21 protein-coding genes and 1 pseudogene are annotated in these 18785 nt (G+C 59.8%); 20 read left to right on the forward strand and 2 right to left on the reverse strand.

All coding sequences use genetic code 11. From position 1 onward, the window contains the following. Positions 1-788: 788 nt before the first annotated feature. Complete coding sequence (locus tag K2Q04_RS13185) at positions 789-1007, forward strand: hypothetical protein (RefSeq protein ID WP_291164458.1); 219 nt, start codon at positions 789-791, stop codon at positions 1005-1007. A 24-nt stretch (positions 1008-1031) separates the two neighbouring features. On the opposite strand, the gene K2Q04_RS13190 is transcribed toward K2Q04_RS13185, so the two are convergent. Then, positions 1032-1592, reverse strand: a complete 561-nt coding sequence (locus K2Q04_RS13190; protein ID WP_291164461.1) for an HNH endonuclease — start codon at positions 1590-1592, stop codon at positions 1032-1034. Positions 1593-1723: 131 nt separating this feature from the next. Then, complete coding sequence (locus tag K2Q04_RS13195; protein ID WP_291164464.1) at positions 1724-2419, reverse strand: DNA-3-methyladenine glycosylase 2 family protein; 696 nt, start codon at positions 2417-2419, stop codon at positions 1724-1726. Positions 2420-2495: 76 nt separating this feature from the next. Between K2Q04_RS13195 and K2Q04_RS13200 the strand changes: the two genes are divergently transcribed. The 19 genes and pseudogenes from K2Q04_RS13200 to K2Q04_RS13290 all read left to right on the forward strand — a co-directional run. Continuing rightward, positions 2496-3020 (forward strand): hypothetical protein, encoded by a 525-nt coding sequence (locus K2Q04_RS13200; RefSeq protein ID WP_291164467.1) that lies wholly within the window; start codon positions 2496-2498, stop codon positions 3018-3020. Beyond that, the gene (gene gluQRS, locus K2Q04_RS13205; RefSeq protein ID WP_291164469.1) at positions 3020-3883 is read left to right on the forward strand and encodes a tRNA glutamyl-Q(34) synthetase GluQRS; all 864 of its coding nucleotides are present in this window, start codon (positions 3020-3022) and stop codon (positions 3881-3883) included. Before K2Q04_RS13200 ends, gluQRS begins: the two co-directional genes overlap by 1 nt. A gap of 264 nt (positions 3884-4147) precedes the next feature. Beyond that, on the forward strand, positions 4148-4561 hold the full coding sequence (locus tag K2Q04_RS13210) for a hypothetical protein (RefSeq protein ID WP_291164471.1): 414 nt from the start codon (positions 4148-4150) through the stop codon (positions 4559-4561). Positions 4562-4733: 172 nt separating this feature from the next. Next, positions 4734-5663: a 16S rRNA (cytidine(1402)-2'-O)-methyltransferase gene (rsmI, locus tag K2Q04_RS13215; protein WP_291164474.1), complete on the forward strand. Its 930-nt coding sequence runs from the start codon at positions 4734-4736 to the stop codon at positions 5661-5663. Next, positions 5663-6046, forward strand: coding sequence for a YraN family protein (locus K2Q04_RS13220; RefSeq protein ID WP_291164477.1), 384 nt, complete (start codon positions 5663-5665; stop codon positions 6044-6046). The genes rsmI and K2Q04_RS13220 overlap by 1 nt, the downstream gene beginning before the upstream one ends. Positions 6047-6449: 403 nt before the next feature. Beyond that, a complete protein-coding gene (locus tag K2Q04_RS13225; protein ID WP_291164480.1) occupies positions 6450-7043 on the forward strand; it encodes a F0F1 ATP synthase subunit delta in 594 nt (197 codons plus the stop codon). A 111-nt stretch (positions 7044-7154) separates the two neighbouring features. Then, complete coding sequence (atpA, locus tag K2Q04_RS13230; RefSeq protein WP_291164483.1) at positions 7155-8684, forward strand: F0F1 ATP synthase subunit alpha; 1530 nt, start codon at positions 7155-7157, stop codon at positions 8682-8684. Positions 8685-8709: 25 nt separating this feature from the next. Next, entirely contained in the window at positions 8710-9600 is an 891-nt protein-coding gene (locus K2Q04_RS13235; protein WP_291164486.1) for a F0F1 ATP synthase subunit gamma, read from the forward strand. Positions 9601-9615: 15 nt separating this feature from the next. Next, entirely contained in the window at positions 9616-10020 is a 405-nt protein-coding gene (locus K2Q04_RS13240; protein ID WP_291164489.1) for an organic hydroperoxide resistance protein, read from the forward strand. Between the two features lie 22 nt (positions 10021-10042). Next, the gene (gene atpD / locus K2Q04_RS13245; protein ID WP_291164492.1) at positions 10043-11476 is read left to right on the forward strand and encodes a F0F1 ATP synthase subunit beta; all 1434 of its coding nucleotides are present in this window, start codon (positions 10043-10045) and stop codon (positions 11474-11476) included. A gap of 64 nt (positions 11477-11540) precedes the next feature. After that, on the forward strand, positions 11541-11813 hold the full coding sequence (locus K2Q04_RS13250; RefSeq protein WP_092869174.1) for a hypothetical protein: 273 nt from the start codon (positions 11541-11543) through the stop codon (positions 11811-11813). A 29-nt stretch (positions 11814-11842) separates the two neighbouring features. Next, positions 11843-12241: a F0F1 ATP synthase subunit epsilon gene (locus tag K2Q04_RS13255; protein WP_291164497.1), complete on the forward strand. Its 399-nt coding sequence runs from the start codon at positions 11843-11845 to the stop codon at positions 12239-12241. Positions 12242-12505: 264 nt separating this feature from the next. Next, positions 12506-12769: a hypothetical protein gene (locus tag K2Q04_RS13260; RefSeq protein WP_291164499.1), complete on the forward strand. Its 264-nt coding sequence runs from the start codon at positions 12506-12508 to the stop codon at positions 12767-12769. 318 nt (positions 12770-13087) lie between these two features. Beyond that, on the forward strand, positions 13088-14233 hold the full coding sequence (gene cyoA, locus K2Q04_RS13265; protein WP_291164502.1) for a ubiquinol oxidase subunit II: 1146 nt from the start codon (positions 13088-13090) through the stop codon (positions 14231-14233). Positions 14234-14251: 18 nt separating this feature from the next. Further along, positions 14252-16258 (forward strand): cytochrome o ubiquinol oxidase subunit I, encoded by a 2007-nt coding sequence (gene cyoB / locus K2Q04_RS13270; protein ID WP_291164505.1) that lies wholly within the window; start codon positions 14252-14254, stop codon positions 16256-16258. 3 nt (positions 16259-16261) lie between these two features. Continuing rightward, on the forward strand, positions 16262-16906 hold the full coding sequence (gene cyoC, locus K2Q04_RS13275) for a cytochrome o ubiquinol oxidase subunit III (RefSeq protein WP_291164508.1): 645 nt from the start codon (positions 16262-16264) through the stop codon (positions 16904-16906). Next, entirely contained in the window at positions 16903-17295 is a 393-nt protein-coding gene (gene cyoD / locus K2Q04_RS13280; protein WP_291164511.1) for a cytochrome o ubiquinol oxidase subunit IV, read from the forward strand. Before cyoC ends, cyoD begins: the two co-directional genes overlap by 4 nt. Before the next feature lie 98 nt (positions 17296-17393). Beyond that, entirely contained in the window at positions 17394-18164 is a 771-nt protein-coding gene (locus tag K2Q04_RS13285; protein ID WP_291164542.1) for an SURF1 family protein, read from the forward strand. 120 nt (positions 18165-18284) lie between these two features. Further along, positions 18285-18785, forward strand: a pseudogene (locus K2Q04_RS13290) (sensor histidine kinase); the annotation flags it as partial.

Raw genomic sequence — 18785 nt, forward strand, 5'->3', positions numbered from 1 at the left:
CGATACTGTCAAGCAAACAAAGTTTGAATTTCATCCCAGAGACAGAATCGTGCCTTCCCGTTGCCCGAATGTGACGGCTATTCTTGCTTCGTTCGCGGGACACGAACGAGTTGGATTGTGTGGATATCGGTAAAGCGTAGGGAGCCTTCTCTGTGGCGTATGCGTTGCGTTTTTCGAGTGGCTTGCTCGGAACAGATATCACTCGTTCAACTGAGCCTGTCTCCGCTCCGGATTTGAGTAAGCGTGGCGTTGTTGCGTTTCGTAAGCGTTCGTTGCGTAGCGTTGAGTTCGAGTGCGGCCAGACCCCGAAAGAGGTTCTGTCCGGTGCGTTCAAAAATCTCAGGCGAGCCGCCTCGACAACCTCGTCGTCGCGTATGTCCCGGCGGTTCGCCCGCACTTCCGACGACGGCCCTTGTGCCGATCCGTGGGTGAGTGCGAATGCAGAAGATTGGGCTTGGCGTCCGATTGGAGATGTTGCGCTGACCGTCATGCGGAGCGCCGCTCTTTCAGCCGCCGTCGCGAAGTTGCGATTGCCCCAGTAGCCTGACCGTTGCGTTCGCGTGCGTGTCGAATTGTAAGGCGTTGGACAAAAGGATTTCGGAGAGCAGCTGGCTTTCCAACGAGCTGGCAGACGCACGGAGCGTGATCGAGTTAGCCCTCAATCGAGACATCATGTGACAAGGTCTCGCGTAGTGATGTCAGGGCGCTCTGTGTGTCTGCCGCCATTTGGAACGGCCAAACCTCGGGAATCGTTCCTCGAAGAACGTTTTTTTGCGGAGTTCGCCCAGATGACCCCGTCTGTTCCAGATTATCTCAGTCCCATTCAGTGGCATCAGGCCGTGGCTGTCAGCCGCGAGCAGTGCGCACGAATTTTCCGGGATGGTGGCGCGCCGACCGATGCGCTTCTCGCGTTCGGGCTTCATGCTGAGGCTGGCGCCAATTGGGAACGCGTCGTCGATCTGATCGCCGCAGAGCTTTGCGCGCATCCGATAAAGCACGCCGCTTAGTACGGGCTTGTAGGCGGCACGAGCCTACGGTTCGAGTTCGGTATCCCAGTAGAGATAATCGAGCCAGCTTTCGTGCAGATAGTTCGGCGGGAATAGCCGACCGTTGCGATGCAGTTCGAAGACGGTCGGCCGATAGGGTTCGTGAGCGGGGAACATGCCCGCCGCCCTCGGCATCAAACCACCCTTCTTGAGATTGCATGGTGCGCACGCGGTGACGACGTTGTCCCATCGCGTTTGTCCGCCGCGCGAGCGCGGGATCAAGTGATCGAACGTCAGGTCGCTCTTGTCGCCGCAATACTGGCAGCTGAAGCGGTCGCGCAGGAAAACATTGAATCGTGTGAAAGCCGGATACAGCGCGGGCTTCACGTACGTCTTCAGGGACACGACACTCGGAAGCTTAAGCTCGAACGACGGGCTTCGGACGTATCTCTCGTATTCGGAGACGATGTTCACGCGGTCGAGGAAGACCGCTTTTACAGTATCCTGCCAGCTCCAGAGCGACAGGGGATAGTAGCTGAGCGGCCGGAAGTCGGCGTTCAGTACAAGAGCCGGACAATTGTCCGGTAATGTCACGTGAGCATTCACGTCGCGCAAACCTCGCGGTTTAGATCCGCCGAATCGCGTTTTTGGCCCCACTTGAACGCGGGGATACTAGCCGCGCATATCAATTCTGTGAAGCATTCGGTCGGATGTGTCGCGGCGGCTAATTTCGAGCTTTATTTCAATATCTTGTACGTTTTTGTGACAATCGGCTTTGCGGGTTTCCCCAGAAGAGCGCGGCGGGCAAATGCGTAATCGGCCCAGAGGAGGCGCGCGGCAACGGCGCGTGCGGGGCGCCAGCGTTCGGCGATTTCCTCGAGTTCATCGGACGTCGGGCGCGCTGCAAGCTTGAAGTGGTGTTGAACCGCGAGCTGAAGAGCGAGATCGCCAGGCGCGAAGGCATCCCGCCTAGCCAATACAAAGAGAAGATAGATGTCGGCGGTCCACGGACCAATGCCGTGAATGGATGTGAGCCGTTCGACGATGATTTGCTCGTCGGCAGCATTGAGCGTCGGGAAATCGAGACCGTCTTCGAGCACTGCGTGCGAAAGCGCTTTAAGCGTCCGTATCTTCCCGTTCGAGAGGCCGAGATTTTTTAGATCGTCGTCGCTTCGCGACAGCATCGCTTCAGGCGTGAAGGGCAACAATGCTCCCTCCACGCGAGACCATATCGCGGCGGCGCTCTGTGCCGAAAGCTGTTGGCCGACGACGATTTTGGCGAGCCCTGCAAAACCGGCAGGAAAATTTCGTATCGGCGGTGTTCCCGTGCGTTTGAATATGAGCGACATGACTTTGCATTGCTGCGCGAGTTTCGCAGCAGCAGCTTTGAGCTGGCGCTCGGTCGTCACGGTCGGATATCGTTGCGCGGCCAAACCTTTGCTCCAGAGTTGCGCTTAAAGAGCGAAGCCGGGTTTTTTGATGCGTCTCGCGTGCTGGGAGTGCGTAAGAATGGCAAGAATAGCTCGAATCCTATTTGCCGCAATTTTATATGTAAGCGGCGTTTCGCAAGCCGATGCACGATCTTGGCAAGACAGCTGGGTCACTGTCATCAATGAGCGTCACGGTTTTGCCATTGCCTACCCCGACAATATTTTCACGCAGAAGAGCGATCAACCGAAGACCGATGAGGGTGGTGTCTACTTGTCGAAGGACGGCAAGGCCAAGTTACTTGTCGGGGCATTCGAAAATGCAGATCGCCAGTCTTTAGAGGACTATCGCCAATTCCTGATTTCCGACCAGTATGCGACCGCGAAGATCGACTACGCGCCGGTGAAGGCGCGCTGGTTCGTGTTATCGGGAGATCGCAACGGCGAAACGTTTTATCAACGCGTCAGCTTTACGTGCGGCGGCAAACTCATAAATAGTTGGGCCATGCTTTATCCGACCAGTGAACGAAAAACATACGACCGCGTCGTCGAGGCGGTTGCGCGGACGTATACGCCGGGAGCGGGCCGAACGGGCTCTTGCGACTGATGTCTTCCGTCACTCGTTTTGCGCCCTCGCCCAACGGGCTCTTGCACGTTGGCCATGCGCTCTCCGCCATTATCGCCCACGACGTCGCGCGCAAGAACGGCGGTCGCTTCCTGCTCCGGATCGAGGACATCGATATCGAGCGGCGGCGTCCGGAGTTCGTGACCGCTATCTTCGAGGATCTGAATTGGCTCGGCCTTACTTGGGAAGAGCCCGTCCTCGTGCAATCGGAGCATTTTTCCGAATATCTCGCGGCTGCGGACCGGCTCATTCAAATGGGACTTCTTTATCCCTGCTTTGCGACGCGCAGCGAAATCTCAGCAGCTGCTGCAGATCAGGAAAAGACCGATCCCGATGGATCGCCACGTTATCCCGGGCTCTGGCGCGGAGCGTCAGCCGAGCAGGTCGGAGCACGGATGGCGGCGGGAGAGTCGCCAGCGTTGCGTCTCAATATGGAAGCAGCGCTCAAGGCGCTGAAGGCCAAACGCGGAGACGCGCCGCTCACGTTCGTCGAGGTCGCGGAGGACGGCACGCAGCAAACAATGACCGCCGATCCGCAGCGTTGGGGCGACGCGGTTATCGTTCGCAAGGACGTACCGGCAAGCTACCATCTTTCCGTCGTCGTCGATGACGCGCGTCAGGGCGTGACGCACGTGACGCGCGGACAGGACCTGCTAGCGGCAACCGATTTGCAGCGGCTTCTGCAGGAGCTCTTGGATTTGCCGGAACCCGTCTACTCGCATCATCGGCTCATCAAGTGGTCGAACGGGCTCAAGCTCTCAAAGTCAAATCAGGATATGGGTTTGCGGGTACTTCGCCAGGAAGGTGCGACCGCGGACGATATTCGTCGCGTCATCTTCAGTTGATTCAGTGATTCAGCGGCGGCTGTTCCAGCCGCTTTGCGGCTGTCGATTAAAGGCCATCTGGATAAGGCGGGTTTGATAGGGGGCGGCGTTAATATTGATTCGTATTTCGCCCTGCGATTCTCGGGGCCACAATCGGCGCATTTCGATATTTATTCTCCCAATCGTAAAAATAAATACATATTTACCGAGACTAATGCTTGTAACTTTTCCCAAATCATTCCAGCTTTAATTATTCTCTAATCTAATATCCGGATTCTGGTATCTATGGCAGATACACCGAAAATCAGGGTCGCCAATGTTTGGGCCGCTATTTCCATGGCGGCGGCGCCGATTTTCAATTTTGTTTGCTCGCAGCTCACGCGTTCCCCGGCGAAGGAAATGCCGCGGCAGGTTGGGTCACAGCAGATCGAGCCCCGGCGGCTGACGATCTCGGACCAGTGGGGCCACATCAGCGGCATCATCACCGGGGCTGCGTCTCGGGCCGAGGAGGCGACGCGTTGCCATGCTTCAGCAACTCTGCAGCTCGATCTTGCCCAGTATGCTTTGACGTCTTTGGTCGATGAGCTGTCGGCCGTCATGGATGTTGGTGGACGGCGCCGCCGGGCGACTGTCCATGTGCTCGGAATTGCACCTCCGTCGTCACCGCGGCCGACAATGGGCAATGCGATTGCCGCCTAGCGCGTCGCGTTCGCCGCAATTATTCTCGTCCTCATTTCCGGTATTCCGTTAAGCCTTTAGCGCTTAGGCGTGGGGCTGCAGATCCTTTACATTCCCATGTGGGGTCTTTTGACGGCTCGCCTCATATCGGTATTGATGGTTATCCGGTGCGCCGGGATTTAGGACGACATTGGTGTCTGACGAGCAAAGATCTTTGCAGGCTGAGTTGGAGGCCGTTCCTGGTTCGCGTCCGGCTGCCCGCGCCCAGGATGCGATTGCGCGCCTTTTGTCCGAGCCGCTGGCGCCGGGGCTCTATTTAGTTGCGACGCCGATCGGCAATCTTGGTGACATCACGCTCCGCGCGCTCGGCGTGCTTGCGCGTGCGGATGTTATTTATTGCGAGGACACGCGGCATTCCGCGAAGCTGCTCCAGCATTATTCCATCACGGCGCGCACGCGGCCGTTTCACGATCATAACGAAGACCGCGAAATAGAGCGGGCGATCGCAGAGCTCGAATCCGGCAAGCGCATTGCCGTCATTTCGGATGCCGGAACGCCGCTTCTTTCCGATCCCGGATTCAAGCTCGTTCGCGCGGCTGCGGCGGCTGGCGTCCCCGTCATTCCAGTTCCCGGCCCTTCAGCTCTGTTGGCGGCTTTGACCGCGAGCGGCTTGCCCACGGACGCATTCTTCTTTGCGGGTTTTCTACCGGCAAAGCAGGCGGCACGGCGGACCCGATTGTCGGAGCTATCGCCGATACCCGGGAGCCTTGTTTTCTATGAAGCGCCTCACCGGGTCGCGGAAACGCTTGGCGATATGGCGGGGCTTCTCGGCGACCGCCAGGCGGTGGTTGCTCGCGAATTGACGAAGTTGCACGAAGAGATCGGGCGCGGGAGCTTGGCGGAGCTCGCGGACGCTGCAACAGAGGATCTCAAGGGCGAGGTCGTCATTGTCGTCGGCCCTCAGCAGGCTCAGGCCGTCAGCGACGAAACGCTTGGTGCTCGCCTCGCCGATGCGCTTGCGGTCATGAGCCTGAAAGACGCCGCCCGGGCACTGGCGGATGAATTCGGAGTTCCCAAAGCGCGGGTTTACGGGCTCGGCATCAAGTCGAAGGGGGGCCGGTGATGAATTCGAATGTCAACGACGAATTCAGGCAAAGGTGGGAGCGGCGCAGGCGGCACCATAGCGGGCTCAGGGCGGAAACGATCGTTGCGGCCCTCTATCTGGCGACGGGACACCGCATTCTCGGGCGGCGGTTCAAAACGCCCGTTGGGGAGATCGACCTTATTGCGATCCGGAAAAACCGGGTGGCGTTCATCGAGGTCAAACGGCGTCCAACCGTGGCTGACGCTGAAGATGCGATTACGCTGACGATGCGCCGGCGCGTGCGGCGGGCGGCCGATCTTTGGCTTGCGCGCAATCCCCAGTATCAGACCCATGATGTTGGTTTCGATCTGGTTTTTGTCGTGCCGTGGCGCTTCCCGATCATCATGCGCGACGCGCTATAAAAAAGGGCCCGCCGTAGCGGGCCCTAAAGTCTTTGGGACGTCTGACGTATGACGCAAACATGCAGGCGCGGGCCGCTTAGGCGCGCGGCACACTCCATATTCATAATCCAGCCAGCCTGAACGCAGTTTGAACGGCATACACGGTCTCCGTTCAGCATTCGCCGAGATCACAGCGGCTTTCACGAGCCGTCACAGCCAAACGCCGGATTTTTGGCTTGTCCAAGCCTTGTTATGCGGCAACGCGCCCTCTTGGCGCATGGTTGAAGCGTTTGGGAGTGCATGTTAAGGACAGCCCGGCTTTGAAAGGGGGCGGCTGGCAGGTACCGGCTACGTACGCTCTTCTTTTGTCAAAGGCCTTTCCTTGGAGCGGGCGGAATTCCGGGCTTTTCATGCCCAGCCCTCTATGCGCCTTAGGCGCGACGGTGAGAGCGACGTGGCAACGAACGATACAATCGTTGAAGGGGTGGCCGGGCGCTACGCGTCGGCTCTGTTCGATCTTGCGAACGAAAGTTCCAAGACCGCTGAAATCGAGAGCGATCTCGTAAAATTTCAAGGGCTTCTGGACGAAAGCGCGGATCTCGTGCGCCTCGTTCGCAGCCCCGTCATCGCGGCGGACGATCAGAGCCGGGCGGTGAGTGCAATTCTGGAGAAGGCCGGCATCGGCGGCCTCACAGCAAACTTCTTGAAGCTCGTGACGGCCAATCGCCGTCTGTTCGTCATTCAGGACATCATCAAGGCCTATCGCGCGCTCGCAGCGAAAGCTCGCGGTGAAATCGGCGCTGAGGTGACGAGCGCGTTCGCTCTCAATGATTCGCAGATCGCCTCCTTGAAGGAGACGCTCAAGGCTTCGGTCGGCAAGGACGTGACGCTTCAGACGCGCGTCGATCCGAGCATCCTTGGCGGTCTCATCGTCAAGGTCGGCAGTCGCATGATCGATTCATCGCTCAAGACCAAGCTTCAGAACCTGAAGGTGGCGTTGAACGGAGCCGGAGCGTAAGCGACACGGCCGACTAGCGCTGGACGGCGCGTGCGCCGGCCGGGGCTTAAGAAATTTGAACAAGGGGCCGCACCAGGCTCCGTAATGGAAACGACCAGGGAAGAGGTTTCAATGGAAATCCGGGCCGCAGAAATTTCGTCGATCCTCAAGGATCAGATCAAAAACTTCGGCAAGGATGCCGAGGTGTCGGAGATCGGCACCGTGCTGTCGGTCGGCGACGGCATCGCCCGCGTCTATGGCCTCGACAACGTTCAGGCCGGCGAAATGGTCGAGTTCCCCGGCGCCATTCGCGGCATGGCGCTGAACCTCGAAGCCGATAACGTCGGCGTCGTTATTTTCGGCGACGACCGTACGATCAAGGAAGGCGACACCGTAAAGCGGACTGGCGCCATCGTCGAAGTTCCGGTCGGCAAGGGCCTTCTCGGCCGCGTTGTCGACGGTCTCGGCAACCCGATCGACGGTAAGGGTCCGATCAAGTCGGACAAGAAGATGCGCGTTGACGTCAAGGCGCCGGGCATCCTGCCGCGCAAGTCGGTGCATGAGCCGATGGCAACGGGCCTCAAGGCGATCGACTCGCTCATCCCGATCGGCCGCGGCCAGCGCGAACTCGTCATCGGCGACCGCCAGACCGGCAAAACCGCCGTCATTCTCGATACCTTCCTCAACCAGAAGCCGTTGAACGCCGGCAAGGACGAGAGCGCGAAGCTCTATTGCGTCTACGTCGCCGTCGGACAGAAGCGGTCGACCGTCGCTCAGTTCGTCAAGACGCTCGAAGAGCGCGGCGCACTCGAGTACTCGATCGTGGTCGCTGCGACCGCGTCGGATCCGGCTCCCATGCAGTACCTGGCTCCGTTCACGGGCTGCACGATGGGCGAGTACTTCCGCGACAATGGCATGCACGCCGTTATCGCCTATGACGATCTTTCCAAGCAGGCTGTCGCCTATCGTCAGATGTCGCTTCTTCTTCGCCGTCCGCCGGGCCGTGAAGCTTATCCGGGCGACGTTTTCTATCTCCACTCTCGTCTTCTGGAACGCGCCGCTAAGCTCGGCGATGCAGCCGGCAATGGCTCGCTGACGGCTCTTCCGGTCATCGAAACGCAGGCGAACGACGTGTCGGCCTACATTCCGACGAACGTCATCTCGATCACCGACGGCCAGATCTTCCTTGAATCCGATCTCTTCTATCAGGGCATCCGTCCGGCCGTGAACGTCGGTCTTTCGGTGTCGCGCGTCGGCTCGTCGGCACAGACGAAGGCGATGAAGCAGGTCGCCGGCAAGATCAAAGGTGAGCTCGCGCAGTACCGCGAAATGGCGGCGTTCGCGCAGTTCGGTTCGGATCTCGATGCCGCGACGCAGCGTTTGCTCGCACGTGGCGCCCGTCTGACCGAGCTTCTGAAGCAGCCGCAGTTCTCGCCGCTCAAGATGGAAGAGCAGGTTGCGGTGATCTTCGCCGGTACGCGCGGTTACCTCGATAGCATTCCGGTTTCGGCTGTCGGCAAGTTCGAGCAGGGCGTTCTCGCCGGACTTCGGTCTGAGAAGACGATCCTCGACACGGTCGCCAAAGAGAAGGCCTTGTCGGCTGACACCGAGAAGAAACTCGTCGAGTTCCTCGACAAGTTTGCCAAGGGCTTTGCAGCTTAATCGGGTTCCTTGAGGAGAACGCCCGATGGCGAGCTTAAAAGATATGCGCAACCGCATCGCCTCGGTGAAGGCGACGCGGAAGATTACGAAGGCGATGCAGATGGTCGCCGCGGCGAAGCTGCGCCGCGCGCAAGAGGCGGCAACGGCCGCTCGGCCCTACGCTGAGCGGATGGCCGAGGTGCTCGGCAGCCTCGCATCGAAGGTCGCCGACAAGAATGGTGCTTCACCCCTGCTCGTCGGTACGGGCAAGGACCAGGTTCACCTTCTCATCGTCATGACAGCCGAGCGCGGCCTGTGCGGCGGCTTCAACTCGAATATTGCGAAGCTTGCGCGTGCCGACGCCAATCGGCTGATCGCGAACGGCAAGACGGTCAAAATCCTGACCGTCGGCCGCAAGGGCGCGGACAACCTGCGTCGCGATCTCGGCCGGAACATCGTCGAGCGCAAGGACTTCCAGGGCGTTCGGCAGTTGACGTTCTCGCACGCCGAGGGCCTTGCAAAGCGCGTCCTCGAGATGTTCGAGGCAGGCGAATTCGATATCGCCACACTCTACTTCTCGGAATTCAAATCGGTCATCACGCAGAAGCCGACGGCTTTGCAGCTTATCCCGGCAACGGTCTCAGAGGCGCCGGGCGGAGCAGCAGCCAAGGGCGCCGCGGCTGCGGTTCATGAATACGAGCCGAGCGAGGAAGAGGTTCTGGGCTTCCTGCTTTCGCGGAACATCTCGACGCAGATCTTCCGCGGGCTTCTTGAGAATTCGGCATCGTTCTATGGTTCGCAGATGACGGCCATGGACAATGCGACCCGTAACGCCGGCGACATGATCAACAAGCTTACGATCAAGTACAACCGCCAGCGTCAGGCGAACATCACGAAGGAACTGATCGAGATCATTTCTGGCGCAGAAGCAGTCTGATCCGGAGGCTGAGCGATGGCTTATGTGACGCGTGCAACGACGAAGGGTGGCCGAGACGGCCGCGCGGTTGTCGAAGATGGCAAGCTGGCGTTGGCGATGGCGCTGCCGAAGGATCTCGGCGGGTCGGGCGAGGGCCATAACCCGGAGCAGCTTTTCGCTCTCGGTTGGTCGTCGTGCTTCGGTCAGGCAGTGCTGCTGCTCGCCAAGAAGCACGGGCTCGACGGTCAGGCAGCGAAGGTCACGTGCGAAGTGACACTCGACAAGGATGCGACGAGCTTCGCTCTCAAGGCGCATCTCACGCTTTCGATTCCCGGCGCCGACAAGGATAAGCTGCAGGCACTGATCGAAGACGCCCATCAGATCTGTCCCTATTCCAAGGCGACGCGCAACAACATCCCGGTGACGCTGTCCGTCGCCTGATCAAATCCGTTGGAGAAGAAAAATGGCTAAAAACGTAGGGAAGATTCACCAGGTGACGGGTGCCGTCGTTGACGTGCATTTCGACGGTCAGCTGCCGGAAATTTTGAACGCACTCGAGACGACGAACCACGGCAACCGCCTCGTTCTCGAAGTCGCGCAGCACTTGGGCGAGAACACGGTTCGCACCATCGCCATGGACTCGACGGAAGGTCTCGTCCGCGGTCAGGAAGTCACGGACACGGGATCGCCGATCTCGGTGCCGGTTGGCGACGAAACGCTCGGCCGCATTATGAACGTCATCGGCGAGCCGGTCGACGAGGCGGGCCCGATCAAGACGAGCGCCCTTCGCGCTATCCACCAGCCTTCGCCGACCTTCGAAGATCAGGCGACGGAAGCGCAGATTCTCGTCACGGGCATCAAGGTCGTTGACCTTCTCGCGCCTTACGCCAAGGGCGGCAAGATCGGCCTGTTCGGCGGCGCCGGCGTCGGCAAGACGGTTTTGATCATGGAATTGATCAATAACGTCGCTAAGGCCCACGGTGGCTACTCGGTGTTCGCCGGCGTCGGCGAGCGTACGCGTGAGGGTAACGACCTCTATTACGAAATGATCGAGTCGAAGGTGAACATCGACCCGAAGAAGAACAAGGGTTCCGCTGCCGGTTCGAAGTGCGCACTCGTGTACAGTCAGATGAACGAGCCGCCGGGCGCTCGCGCTCGCGTCGCGCTTTCGGGTCTGACGGTTGCTGAGCACTTCCGCGACCAGGGTCAGGACGTTCTGTTCTTCGTCGACAACATTTTCCGCTTCACGCAGGCGGGCTCGGAAGTGTCAGCGCTTCTCGGCCGTATTCCTTCGGCTGTGGGCTATCAGCCGACGCTCGCGACCGACATGGGCGCGCTGCAAGAACGCATCACCACGACGAACAAGGGTTCGATCACCTCGGTTCAGGCCATTTACGTTCCGGCCGACGACTTGACCGATCCGGCGCCTGCCGCATCGTTCGCCCATCTTGACGCGACGACGGTTCTTTCGCGTTCGATCGCCGAAAAGGGCATCTACCCCGCAGTCGATCCGCTCGACTCGACCTCGCGCATGCTCGACCCGCGCATCGTCGGCGAAGAGCACTATCAGGTCGCTCGCCGGGTTCAGGCCATTCTGCAGAAGTACAAGTCGCTGCAGGACATCATCGCAATTCTCGGCATGGACGAGCTGTCGGAAGAGGACAAGCTGACCGTCGCACGCGCTCGTAAGATCGAGCGTTTCATGTCGCAGCCGTTCCACGTGGCCGAAGTGTTCACCGGTTCGCCCGGCAAGCTCGTTTCGCTCGAGGATACGATCAAGGCCTTCAAGGGCCTCTGCAACGGCGAATACGATCACCTGCCGGAGCCCGCATTCTACATGGTCGGCTCGATCGACGAAGCGATCGCGAAGGCAGAGAAGCTCGCGGAAGCGGCATAAACACAGGCCGAGCGGTTTCGCGCGGCTATGTCCGCGCGAACGCGCCGCCAGGAGAGATACGTTCATGGCGGAAGCCGGAAAGACGTTCGGAAGCTGCTGCGAAGAGCTGAAAGAAGCTCTCGAAGGCGGCGATTTCGAGCCACTGATCACCGTCGGCGACGACGGGGTCATCTACATGACCGTCGGGTTGGTGGACCTCGAGGAAGACGAGCCGGGTCTCGTCGACCATCCATTGTTCTTCTGCCCGTTTTGCGGCACCAAGCTGCAAACTCCGGAAGAAGTCAGGGCCAAGGCCGGCGCCGAGGGCGACGGCGAAGATGAACCGCCTCAGGGTTGAGCGAAGCGTTCGAAGGGTGACGAACTAAAATGGCAGGCACATTCAGGTTTGAACTCGTCTCGCCCGAGCGGGTGTTGCTTTCGGTCGACGCCGATCAGGTTGTCGTGCCGGGTGACGACGGCGATTTCGCCGTTCTCGCCGGACACGCGCCGGTTATCTCGACGCTGCGTCCGGGCGTGCTCGACGTAACGGCGGGCAGCGTGCACAAGCGTCTGTTCGTCAAGTCTGGCTTCGTCGAAGTCGACCCGTCGCGGCTGACGGTTCTCGCCGAGACGGCTTACGACCTCGACGACGTTTCGGCTGCCACAATGGCGGAAGAGCTTAAGACGGCGGAAGCGGAACTCCTGGCGGCGAAGGACGATTCTGCGAAGCGCAGGGCCGACACGCTCGTCAGCGAGCTGCGCCGGTTGTCGACGCGGGCGGCATAAGAGGGCTTTCGCGGCCACACCGTCTTCCCGGTATTTCCCGTTCTTTTCAGCGGCGTTCGACCTTCACGGTAGGTCGGACGCCGTTGTCACATTCATGCTTCCGGCATGCTTCCGGCGACGCGCCACCGCTCGGGAGCATCCCTGTGCCTGCGCTCGGCGGTACGCGCTTCCAATGACGTATGGTTCTGAAATCGTCGCGACACGTTACCTCCGATGCAACCTGGGGCCTCTTCGGCGGTTGAATCGACGGAGGAGTATTCTCCCATGTCAGAAATCGACAATAAGCTGGCCGAGTCCGTAAAGCACATCGCGGAAACGGAGCGTCAGGCCAACGCTTTGAAACATGCCGCGCAATATCGTCCGTCCGCTGTCAGTGACGAAGACGTCCTACTCGCCGAGCAACTGGCTGCTGGATGGAAGACGCTTCGTGCGTCGTTTGCGAAGCATCCCGAGTTTCAAGAGCGCGCTCGCGATCTCGCGCTAAGGCGAGCTACGGGCCGGACAGACGCGAAGACGAACGAGAAGTAGTTTCGCATCCTTGCTGCGCATCGGATGTCAGAGTCCTGACAACGGACGCCTGAACTCATCCTGTGTTGTTTGCTTCCAGCACAAAAACTACGCAGCGTAAGAACGAAGCATCCGGACGCGATCGTCGCAATTTTGAACCAAAAGTTCGCGGCGACGAAAGCATCGTTCGGCTGGGCAAAAATTTCGCATCGTCAGCGATTTTGAGCAGCAATTAATCCTGCGGCCAACTGGCGTTGGGCAAATTGTCCAATGTCACTCAAAGCTCTGCAAGTTTAGCGGAGAGACCGAGGAAGCTCTGTCGATGGGACGCGGACCGCCTTGAAGCTATTTCGGAATTTTGCCCTTCTACCGCTCCTCGCTTTGCTGGGCGGCTGCAACGCAATCGTGTTGAACCCCGCTGGCGACGTCGCCATCCAACAGCGCGATCTTGTGATCATCTCCACCGTGCTGATGTTGTTCATCGTCATTCCGGTGATGGCGCTGATTGTGTTTTTCGCTTGGCGATATCGCCAGTCTAACACGTCGGTACCTTACGATCCCGACTGGGATCACTCCACCCATCTCGAGCTCGTGATCTGGGCGGCTCCGCTGCTCATAATCATCTGCCTTGGCGCCATCACGTGGATGGCGACGCACTTGCTCGATCCCTTCCGCCCCTTGGGCCGCACAGCCCCCGGCCAAGCCGTGGCGCACGAGGTGAAGCCTCTCAAAGTTGAGGTCGTCGCGCTCGATTGGAAGTGGCTCTTCATCTATCCGGATTATGGTATCGCGACCGTCAACCAGATGGCAGCGCCTGTCGACCAGCCGATTCATTTCCGCATCTCGGCGTCGTCGGTGATGAACGCCTTCTACGTGCCGGCGCTTGCAGGCATGATCTATGCGATGCCGGGCATGCAGACGCAGCTTAACGCCGTCATCAACAAGCCCGGCGACTTCAAAGGCTTTTCGGCGAACTACAGCGGCGACGGCTTCTCGAAGATGCGCTTCGATTTCCTTGCCAGAAGCGAAGCCGATTTCGCGAAATGGGTTTCGGACATCAAGGCGACCGGCGGCAATCTCGGGCGCACCGAATACCTCGAGCTCGAAAAGCCGAGCGAAGGCGTCGCTGTCAGGAAATATGCAAGCGTTGATCAGCAACTCTTTCAACTGATCGTCAATCTCTGCGTCCAGCCCGGCAAAATGTGCATGCACGAAATGGCGGCCATAGACGCCAAGGGCGGCCTCGGACTTGCGGGCGTCAATCTGGTTCAGAGTATTGAATACGACAAATCCGCCCGACGCGGCTCAGCGCCGATCCTGGCGAAGACCTACGTAGCAAGCGTCTGCACCACAGATGCTCCGATGGGTGCCGACATGATGGACGTGCAAGTGACGCCGGTGAGCTCTACGCCCCTTCTGGGTGCGGGTCTGCCGAAGCCGGCCGCGACGTTCCAATCCTTCGCACCGCGACCGTCAAACTCCTGACCGGGAACGAATACAACGATGTTTGATAACCCTGAACTCATGAAGGCCATCTTCGGACGGCTGACCCTAGAAGCGTTGCCGCTTCATGAGCCGATTCTCGTCGCGACATTCGCCGCTGTCGCCATCGGCGGCGTGGCCATGGTCGGCGCGCTGACGTATTTCAAGCTTTGGGGCTACCTCTGGAAAGAGTGGTTCACGAGCATCGATCATAAGCGCATCGGCATCATGTACGTCGTGCTCGCCCTTGTGATGCTGCTTCGTGGCTTTGCCGACGCCATCATGATGCGCGTCCAACAGGCCATGGCCTTCAACGGCTCGGAAGGCTATCTGCCGGCTCACCATTTCGATCAGATCTTCACCGCGCACGGCGTGATCATGATCTTCTTCGTGGCGATGCCGCTCGTGACGGGTTTGATGAACTACGTAGTGCCGCTGCAGATCGGCGCGCGCGACGTCGCCTTCCCGTTCCTCAACAACTTCAGCTTCTGGATGACCGCGGCCGGCGCGGCTCTGGTGATGGCTTCGCTGTTCATCGGCGAGTTCGCGCGCACAGGCTGGCTTGCGTATCCGCCGCTCTCGAACATCGCTTATAGTCCGGATGTCGGTGTCGATTATTACATATGGTCGCTACAGGTGGCAGGCGTCGGGACGCTGCTATCCGGCGTGAACCTCATCGCCACCATCGTGAAGATGCGCGCTCCGGGCATGACCCTGATGAAGATGCCGGTCTTCACGTGGACGGCGCTCTGCACCAACGTACTCATCGTCGCCGCGTTCCCCGTGCTGACCGGCGTTCTCGCGCTCCTCTCGCTCGACCGCTATGCCGGTACGAACTTCTTCACGAGCGACTTCGGCGGCAACGCCATGATGTACGTGAACCTCATCTGGATATGGGGCCATCCGGAGGTCTACATCCTTGTTCTGCCAGCATTCGGCGTTTTCTCTGAGGTGACGTCGACCTTCAGCGGCAAGAAGCTCTTCGGCTATACGTCGATGGTCTACGCGACGGTCGTCATCACCATCCTGTCGTATCTCGTCTGGTTGCACCACTTCTTCACGATGGGCTCCGGCGCGAGCGTCAACTCGTTCTTCGGCATCACGACGATGATCATCTCGATCCCGACGGGCGCGAAGATCTTCAACTGGCTTTTCACGATGTACCGGGGCCGAATCCGCTTCGAAGTCCCCATGATGTGGACGATCGCGTTCATGCTGACCTTCGTCATCGGCGGCATGACCGGTGTGCTTCTTGCAGTTCCGCCGGCTGACTTCGTGCTCCACAACAGCCTCTTCCTGATCGCGCACTTCCATAACGTCATCATCGGCGGCGTGGTGTTCGGCATGTTCGCCGGCATCACCTACTGGTTCCCGAAGGCGTTCGGCTTCAAGCTCGATCCGTTCTGGGGCAAGATGTCATTCTGGTTCTGGGTCATCGGCTTCTGGTTCGCTTTCATGCCGCTGTACGTCCTCGGCTTCATGGGCGTCACTCGCCGCCTGCGGGTGTTCGACGATCCGTCGCTCCAGATCTGGTTCATCATCGCCGCCCTCGGCGCGGCCATGATCGCGATCGGCATCGCCTGCTTCCTGATCCAGATCGCGGTCAGCATCAAGAACCGCGAGAAGCTGCGCGATTGGACGGGCGATCCGTGGAACGGCCGCACGCTTGAGTGGTCGACGTCGTCGCCGCCGCCTGTCTACAACTTCGCCTTCACTCCGGTGATCCACGACAACGATGCGTGGTGGGATATGAAGAAGCGCGGTTATCAGCGTCCGGCCGATGGCTTCAAGGCGATCCACATGCCGAGCAACACGAGTGCAGGCATCATCCTCGCCGGTCTCAGTGCGCTCGTGGCCTTCGCTTTGATCTGGCAGATCTGGTGGCTGGCGATCGTCGGGTTCTTGGGGCTTATCGGGACTGCGATCGGCCACACGTTCAACTACCATCGCAGCTTCTACATTCCGCGAGAGAAAGTCGTTGAAACCGAGCGTGCGCGTACGCAGCTCCTTCAGACCGCACGGGCATAATCGATGACGACGACAACAGCGGCGAGCACAGCTCTTGCCGGGACGAAAGAGGCTCCGGTCTTCCACGTCGCCGACGAGCATGACCATCCGGAAGGTTCGAGCACCATGCTCGGCTTCTGGCTCTATCTGATGAGCGACTGCCTCGTGTTTGCGGTGCTGTTCGCGACTTACGGCGTACTCGGCGCCAACTATGCAGCCGGGCCTTCGCCGAAAGAGCTTTTCGACCTGCCGCTCGTCGCGTTGAACACGTCGATGCTGCTGCTGTCGTCGATCACCTACGGCTTTGCCGTGCTCGAGATGCAGAAGAAGAACCAGAACGCGATGCTGCTCTGGCTCGTGGTGACGGGTCTCTTCGGCGCCGCCTTCCTCAGCATCGAACTCTACGAGTTCGCCCATATGATCCACGAGGGTGCCACGCCGCAGCGTAGCGCGTTCCTCTCGTCGTTCTTCACGCTTGTCGGTACGCACGGCCTGCACGTCACCTTCGGCATCATCTGGATGATCACGCTGATCGTGCAGGTGTGGAAGTTCGGCCTGATCGAAGCCAACAAGCGGCGCCTTCTGTGCCTCAGCATGTTCTGGCACTTCCTCGACGTCGTGTGGATCGGCGTCTTCACCTTCGTCTATTTGATGGGAGTGCTCCGATGAGCACGGGTACGCACAGCGCGCACGGCCATGGCGGCCACGATTCGCACGGTCACGACAGCGGGCATCCCGAGTCGACCTTCAAGGGGTATATGATCGGCTTCGTGCTCTCGGTCATCCTGACGGCCATTCCGTTTTGGCTCGTTATGTCGGGCACGCTCGGCAACAAGGACGCGACGACGGTCGCGATCCTGGTGCTCGGCGCGATCCAGATCGTCGTGCACATGATCTACTTCCTGCACATGACGCCGAGTTCCGAGAGCGGCTGGACCATGATGGCATTGATCTTCACCGTCGTCATGGTGGTGATCACGCTGAGCGGCTCGCTGTGGGTCATGTATCATATGAATGCGAACATGATGCCGGGCATGGATCCGAGCCAGCTGCCGTGAATGCCGACGCCAAGGGGCGCGGGGGTATAGAGGACGAAGGACCGGATGGCGGGCGCGCGGAGCGTCCGCGTTCGGCCTTTTCTCTTGCCGTACTCGGCATCATAGGACTTCTCGGCTTCGCCGGTCTGTTGTCGCTCGGGGTTTGGCAGGTCGAACGCCGCGCGTGGAAGCTCGATCTCATCGAACGCGTCGAGAACCGGATTCACTCTCAGCCGGCGGCCGCACCTGGTCCTTCCGACTGGACATCGATCGACGCGAAGACCGACGAATATCGACGGGTCACCGCCACAGGTCATTTCCGCAACGATCGTGAAACGCTCGTGACCGCCGTGACGAACAACGGCGCGGGCTATTGGGTCGTCGTGCCGTTCGAGACCAAGGATGGCTTCACCGTTCTCGTCAATCGCGGGTTCGTGCCGCCGGATCGCCGGGACCCGGCATCGCGCGGCGCCGGTGAGCCTGACGGCAACGTGACGGTGACGGGTCTACTTCGTCTGACCGAGCCCAAGGGCGCCTTTCTGCGGAGCAACAATCCGGCTGCGAACCGATGGTTTTCCCGCGATGTGGAAGAGATCGCGTCCGCGCGGGGCCTAACCAATGTTGCGCCCTATTTCATCGATGCGGATGCAACGCCAAACCCCGGCGGATTCCCTGTCGGCGGCTTGACCGTGGTTACCTTCCATAACAATCACCTGGTCTATGCGTTGACTTGGTTCACGCTGGCGTTGATGCTCGCGGTGGCAATGGTCCGGGTCGCGCGCGAGGAAATTCGCATTCGCGAGGCCGCTCAGGTATCTGAGGCCAACGGTAAGACCGGAACTTCCATGGCGGATGGGTCTGTTCCGCCGCCGGAGCGACATAGGACTTAGCGCGACATGCTGGGCCGCACTGAGATAGTCTCCGGCTCTGGAAGCGAAGATGTTGCGGGCGGCGTTGTCCGGAATGTTTCTGGCGCTCCGCTGGCCGGCGATCCTGCCGCAACCCAGAACATGCTGCTGCTGATTCAGCTTCGCTGGATCGCCGTCGCCGGGCAGGTCGCGACGATCGTTTTCGTGCAGCTCGTCCTTGGCATCAGTCTTCCGCTTTTGCCGATGGCCGTGATCATCGCGGCCCTTATCGCACTCAATCTCGCAAGCCTTGCCTGGCTCAGGAACGGCCGGGATGTCGGAGACGCCGGTCTGCTCGGTGCGCTGCTGTTCGATGTCGCGGCCTTGACTGCGCTGCTCTACTTCAGCGGCGGCGCGACCAACCCGTTCACGTTCCTCTATCTCCTGCAGGTGACGCTTGCCGCCGTGTCGCTCGATAGGCGTTCGACGTGGGCCGTGGTCGCGGCAACGTGCGCAAGCTTCGTGTTTCTGACCGTCGATTACCGGCCGCTTGCCGTGCCGGAAGGCTTCGGCGACCTCTTCAGGCTTCATATCGTTGGAATGCTAGTTTGCTTTGCGCTCGATGCCGCTTTGCTCGTTGCGTTCGTGACGCGCATCACACGT

The sequence above is a fragment of the Hyphomicrobium sp. genome (assembly GCF_019753045.1).
Lineage (GTDB): Bacteria > Pseudomonadota > Alphaproteobacteria > Rhizobiales > Hyphomicrobiaceae > Hyphomicrobium_B.

Coding starts and splice junctions, on each gene's coding strand:
- K2Q04_RS13200 (WP_291164467.1), top strand. CDS start 2,496: ATGGCAAGAATAGCTCGAATCCTATTTGCCGCAATTTTATATGTAAGC.
- atpA (WP_291164483.1), top strand. CDS start 7,155: ATGGAAATCCGGGCCGCAGAAATTTCGTCGATCCTCAAGGATCAGATC.
- K2Q04_RS13235 (WP_291164486.1), top strand. CDS start 8,710: ATGGCGAGCTTAAAAGATATGCGCAACCGCATCGCCTCGGTGAAGGCG.
- cyoD (WP_291164511.1), top strand. CDS start 16,903: ATGAGCACGGGTACGCACAGCGCGCACGGCCATGGCGGCCACGATTCG.
- K2Q04_RS13250 (WP_092869174.1), top strand. CDS start 11,541: ATGGCGGAAGCCGGAAAGACGTTCGGAAGCTGCTGCGAAGAGCTGAAA.
- cyoC (WP_291164508.1), top strand. CDS start 16,262: ATGACGACGACAACAGCGGCGAGCACAGCTCTTGCCGGGACGAAAGAG.
- K2Q04_RS13260 (WP_291164499.1), top strand. CDS start 12,506: ATGTCAGAAATCGACAATAAGCTGGCCGAGTCCGTAAAGCACATCGCG.
- K2Q04_RS13225 (WP_291164480.1), top strand. CDS start 6,450: ATGCGCCTTAGGCGCGACGGTGAGAGCGACGTGGCAACGAACGATACA.
- cyoB (WP_291164505.1), top strand. CDS start 14,252: ATGTTTGATAACCCTGAACTCATGAAGGCCATCTTCGGACGGCTGACC.
- K2Q04_RS13210 (WP_291164471.1), top strand. CDS start 4,148: ATGGCAGATACACCGAAAATCAGGGTCGCCAATGTTTGGGCCGCTATT.
- K2Q04_RS13185 (WP_291164458.1), top strand. CDS start 789: ATGACCCCGTCTGTTCCAGATTATCTCAGTCCCATTCAGTGGCATCAG.
- gluQRS (WP_291164469.1), top strand. CDS start 3,020: ATGTCTTCCGTCACTCGTTTTGCGCCCTCGCCCAACGGGCTCTTGCAC.
- K2Q04_RS13255 (WP_291164497.1), top strand. CDS start 11,843: ATGGCAGGCACATTCAGGTTTGAACTCGTCTCGCCCGAGCGGGTGTTG.
- K2Q04_RS13240 (WP_291164489.1), top strand. CDS start 9,616: ATGGCTTATGTGACGCGTGCAACGACGAAGGGTGGCCGAGACGGCCGC.
- K2Q04_RS13220 (WP_291164477.1), top strand. CDS start 5,663: ATGAATTCGAATGTCAACGACGAATTCAGGCAAAGGTGGGAGCGGCGC.
- atpD (WP_291164492.1), top strand. CDS start 10,043: ATGGCTAAAAACGTAGGGAAGATTCACCAGGTGACGGGTGCCGTCGTT.